We start from the raw sequence: 3,693 nt of genomic DNA on the forward strand, positions 1-3,693 counted from the left end.
TCGGAGGTTCAAGCCACGACTTGTGGTGTTAGAACCGCTGGCCCTCTCCCCCAACCCCTCTCCCGCAGGCGGGAGAGGGGAGCCAACCAGAGGCATAATGCAAGCCAATTTTCAGTTCAGCCCCAAATGACCCAACGCCCCCTCACCATCCCATTCCTCGCCGATATGGGCGTCCTCTGTAACTACATGGAGGATGGCCGCAGCGAGATCGAACTCGAGGTGCAGCAACGGCACCAAAATAGCTGGGACATGGCCCACGGCGGCGTGCTCATGACGCTGCTGGATGTCGCCATGGCCATTGCTGGCCGCTCGTCCGATCCGGATGGACGCGGCGTGGTCACCATCGAAATGAAAACGAGCTTTATGGCGCCGGGACGCGGCAAGATGACCGCGCGCGGGCAAGTCGTGCATCGCACTTCGACGATGGTGTTCTGCGAAGGCGAGATTGTCGATGCCGATGGAAAGATCGTTTCCAAGGCATCCGGTACGTTCAAGTTCATCAAGCGTATGCCGCCCAAACGCGAGAGCGGGGCGGCCGATTCGGGCGCGGACGGTTGATCCCGGCGCGCCCTGTTCAAACTTAGACCGACCTCCCACCGAGTGAAGGAAACGAATATGTCGAACCAAACCTACAAGCGTATCGTCCTGGCCTCGCGCCCCACCGCAGCCGTCACCCCCGACAACTTCCGCCTGGAAGACGTGCCCGTGCCCGAACTGGCCGATGGTCAGGTGCTGGTGCGCAACCATTTCCTGTCGCTGGACCCGTATATGCGCGGCCGCATGGGTGAAGGCAAGTCCTACGCCGACCCGCAGCCGCTTGATGAAGTGATGATCGGTGGCACCGTGGGTGAAGTCATTGCCAGCAAGAATCCGAAGTGGAACGTGGGCGACAAGGTCGTCGGCATGTTCGGCTGGCAGGAGATCGGCGTCACCGATGGCGGTGGCATGCAGAAGGTGGATACCACGCATATTCCGCTGTCGGCCTATCTCGGTTCGGTCGGTATGCCCGGCGTGACGGCATGGTACGGCCTGAACAAGATCATCGCGCCGAAGGCTGGCGAGACCATCGTGGTCAGCGCCGCATCGGGTGCCGTGGGTAGCGTGGTGGGTCAGCTCGCCAAGCTGGCAGGCTGCTATGTGGTGGGTGTGGCCGGCGGCAAGGACAAGTGCGACTACGTGACGAAGGAGCTGGGCTTCGATGCCTGCATCGACTACAAGGCCGCCAAGGATGCCAAGGAACTGTACGGCATGCTCAAGGCGGTGACGCCGAAGGGTGTGGATGGCTACTTCGAGAACGTCGGCGGCGACATCCTCGATGTGGTGCTGGCTCGCCTGAACCCGTTCGCACGCATCGCGGTATGCGGCCTGATCGCTGGCTATGACGGCCAGGACATGCCGATCCGCAACCCGCGCGCCATTCTGGTCTCGCGCTGCAAGATCGAAGGCTTCATCGTGTCCGAGCACATGGAAGTGTGGCCGCAGGCGCTGAAGGAACTGGGCGGCTATGTGGCCCAAGGCAAGATCAAATTCCGCGAGAGCGTGGCCGAAGGGCTGGCCAGTGCGCCGGAAGCCTTTATCGGCCTGCTCAAGGGCAAGAACTTCGGCAAGCAGCTTGTGAAACTGTCGTAAATCGCAAAGCCACAAAGCCATCCGGGAAAGACGCCTCGCAAAGGGGCGCACCCCACTCACAGGAGACAGCCCATGAACGCACCGCAAGCGCCCGCAGACCGTGACGAGATCGCGTCCGGTCTGTCCGAAGAGGTCAAGGCCCGTTATCGCATGCTGCCACGCCCGCCCAGGTTCGAGACGGCGGCGGAAGAGCGGCTGCATCGCAAGCAGCGGCTGGCGGCGTCGTTCCGGCTGTTCTCCAAGTTTGGTTTCGACGAAGGGGTGGCCGGTCATATCACGGCTCGCGACCCCGAGTTCACGGATACCTTCTGGGTCAATCCGTTCGGTGTGCATTTCAGTCAGGTCAATGTTTCGAACCTGATTCGCTGCGATCACCACGGCAATGTGGTGGAGGGCGACTACCCCGTTAACGCAGCGGCCTTCGCGATTCATTCGCGCATCCATCAGACACGCGAAGATGCCGTGGCGGCGGCGCACTCCCACAGCACCTATGGGCGGGCATGGTCCACGCTCGGTCGCAAGCTCGACCCGCTGACGCAGGATGTCTGCGCGTTTTACGACGACCACGCGCTCTATGACGATTTCGGCGGCGTGGTGGTGGAACTGGACGAAGGCCAGCGCATTGCGAACGCCCTTGGTTCCAACAAGGCAGCCATCCTGCAGAACCATGGCCTGCTGACAGTGGGCAAGACAGTGGACGAAGCCGCTTGGTGGTTCATCACGATGGAGCGCTCCTGCCAGGTGCAGATCCTGGCCGAATCGGCTGCTGCACGCACTGGTCAGGCGCCGAAGACGATCAGTGACGCAGCGGCGCGCCAGTCGTATTCCATCGTCGGCACAGCGCAGGCCGGATGGTTCCAGTTCCAGCCGTTATACGCACGTATTGTTAAGGAACAGCCGGATTTGCTCGATTAACAGGGGTAGACCCTTTTAATCACTCCCTGGAGAGGAATGGATGCCTGACATCATCCTGCATCAATACGCAACTTCGCCGTTTTCCGAGAAAGTCCGCCTGGTGTTGGGCGCCAAGGGCTTGTCATGGTGCGCGGTGGAGATCCCGCCAATCATGCCGAAGCCCGATGTGACGGCGCTGACTGGCGGTTATCGGCGTACCCCGGTCATGCAGATCGGGGCAGACATCTACTGCGATACCGCACTGATTTGCGATGTGCTCGACCGGTTGGCGCCCCAGCCGCCGCTGTATCCGGCCTTCCAGGCCGCGCAGGCGCGCATGACGGCAGCGTGGATCGACAGCGCGCTGTTCACGGCATCGGTCACGTACACGATGCAACCGGCTGGCGTGCAGGTGATGCTGGCCCACTTGAGCCCCGGGCAAATCCAGGCGTTCATGGCCGACCGCAAGGCGATGCGTGGCGACACCAATGCGCTGCGCATGCCGCTGCCCGAAGCCGCTGCGATGCTCCACGAGACCTTTGCCCGGCTGCAGACCCAGTTTGCGGCTGGCGTGCAGCACGTGGCTGGCCCGGAGTTGTCGATTGCGGATTTCTCGCTGTTCCACTGCATCTGGTTTATCCGGCGGGCTACGCCGCTGGCGGCAGTGCTCGATGGCTATCCGCTGGTCAAGACGTGGTTCACGCGGATGCAGGCATACGGACACGGCAAGCTGCGCGTGATTCCGTCCGAATCCGCGCTGGCCGATGCGTATGACCACGATCCACTGCCGCATGACACGACGATCCTGCCAGGCAGCGGCTTCTCCGCAGGCGACGCCGTGACCGTGACGCCCACCGACTACGCGAAGGACCCCGTCGCTGGCGTGCTGCTGACGCTGACGGAACACGTGGTGACGATCCGCCGCCAGGATTCCCGGGCCGGGGCGGTGAATGTTCATTTTCCTAGGCAGGGGTATTGGGTGCAGGCGGGGGTTTAGTTTCTGACTCTCCCGACGATTTTCTCCCCTCTCCATCTGGGAGAGGGGCGGGGGTGAGGGCAAGCGGTTCAAATTCCGATAAGTCGGCAAGCAGAGCCGCTGGCCCTCTCCCCCAACCCCTCTCCCGCGTGTATAGCCCGGACACATAGGTAACACCTGTTCGGAGACATGGG

4 protein-coding genes are annotated in these 3,693 nt (G+C 62.3%); all 4 read left to right on the forward strand.

Going from position 1 to position 3,693, the window contains the following annotated elements; translation table 11 throughout:
- Window positions 1-126: 126 nt before the first annotated feature.
- The 4 genes from ABDB81_RS10305 (at window position 127) to ABDB81_RS10320 (ending at window position 3,520) form a co-directional block, all read left to right on the forward strand.
- Entirely contained in the window at window positions 127-558 is a 432-nt protein-coding gene (locus ABDB81_RS10305; RefSeq protein ID WP_160472269.1) for a PaaI family thioesterase, read from the forward strand.
- Between the two features lie 57 nt (window positions 559-615).
- The gene (locus tag ABDB81_RS10310) at window positions 616-1,629 is read left to right on the forward strand and encodes an NADP-dependent oxidoreductase (protein ID WP_137926712.1); all 1,014 of its coding nucleotides are present in this window, start codon (window positions 616-618) and stop codon (window positions 1,627-1,629) included.
- Between the two features lie 72 nt (window positions 1,630-1,701).
- Window positions 1,702-2,544, forward strand: a complete 843-nt coding sequence (locus tag ABDB81_RS10315; RefSeq protein ID WP_137926713.1) for a class II aldolase/adducin family protein — start codon at window positions 1,702-1,704, stop codon at window positions 2,542-2,544.
- Between the two features lie 40 nt (window positions 2,545-2,584).
- Window positions 2,585-3,520 (forward strand): glutathione S-transferase family protein, encoded by a 936-nt coding sequence (locus tag ABDB81_RS10320; RefSeq protein ID WP_346810977.1) that lies wholly within the window; start codon window positions 2,585-2,587, stop codon window positions 3,518-3,520.
- Window positions 3,521-3,693 lie beyond the last annotated feature (173 nt).

Source organism: Cupriavidus sp. DL-D2, assembly GCF_039710735.1.
GTDB lineage: Bacteria > Pseudomonadota > Gammaproteobacteria > Burkholderiales > Burkholderiaceae > Cupriavidus.

What these genes read in the sequence shown, in the direction of transcription:
- ABDB81_RS10305 (WP_160472269.1), top strand. Translation starts at nt 127, where the DNA reads ATGACCCAACGCCCCCTCACCATCCCATTCCTCGCCGATATGGGCGTC.
- ABDB81_RS10310 (WP_137926712.1), top strand. Translation starts at nt 616, where the DNA reads ATGTCGAACCAAACCTACAAGCGTATCGTCCTGGCCTCGCGCCCCACC.
- ABDB81_RS10315 (WP_137926713.1), top strand. Translation starts at nt 1,702, where the DNA reads ATGAACGCACCGCAAGCGCCCGCAGACCGTGACGAGATCGCGTCCGGT.
- ABDB81_RS10320 (WP_346810977.1), top strand. Translation starts at nt 2,585, where the DNA reads ATGCCTGACATCATCCTGCATCAATACGCAACTTCGCCGTTTTCCGAG.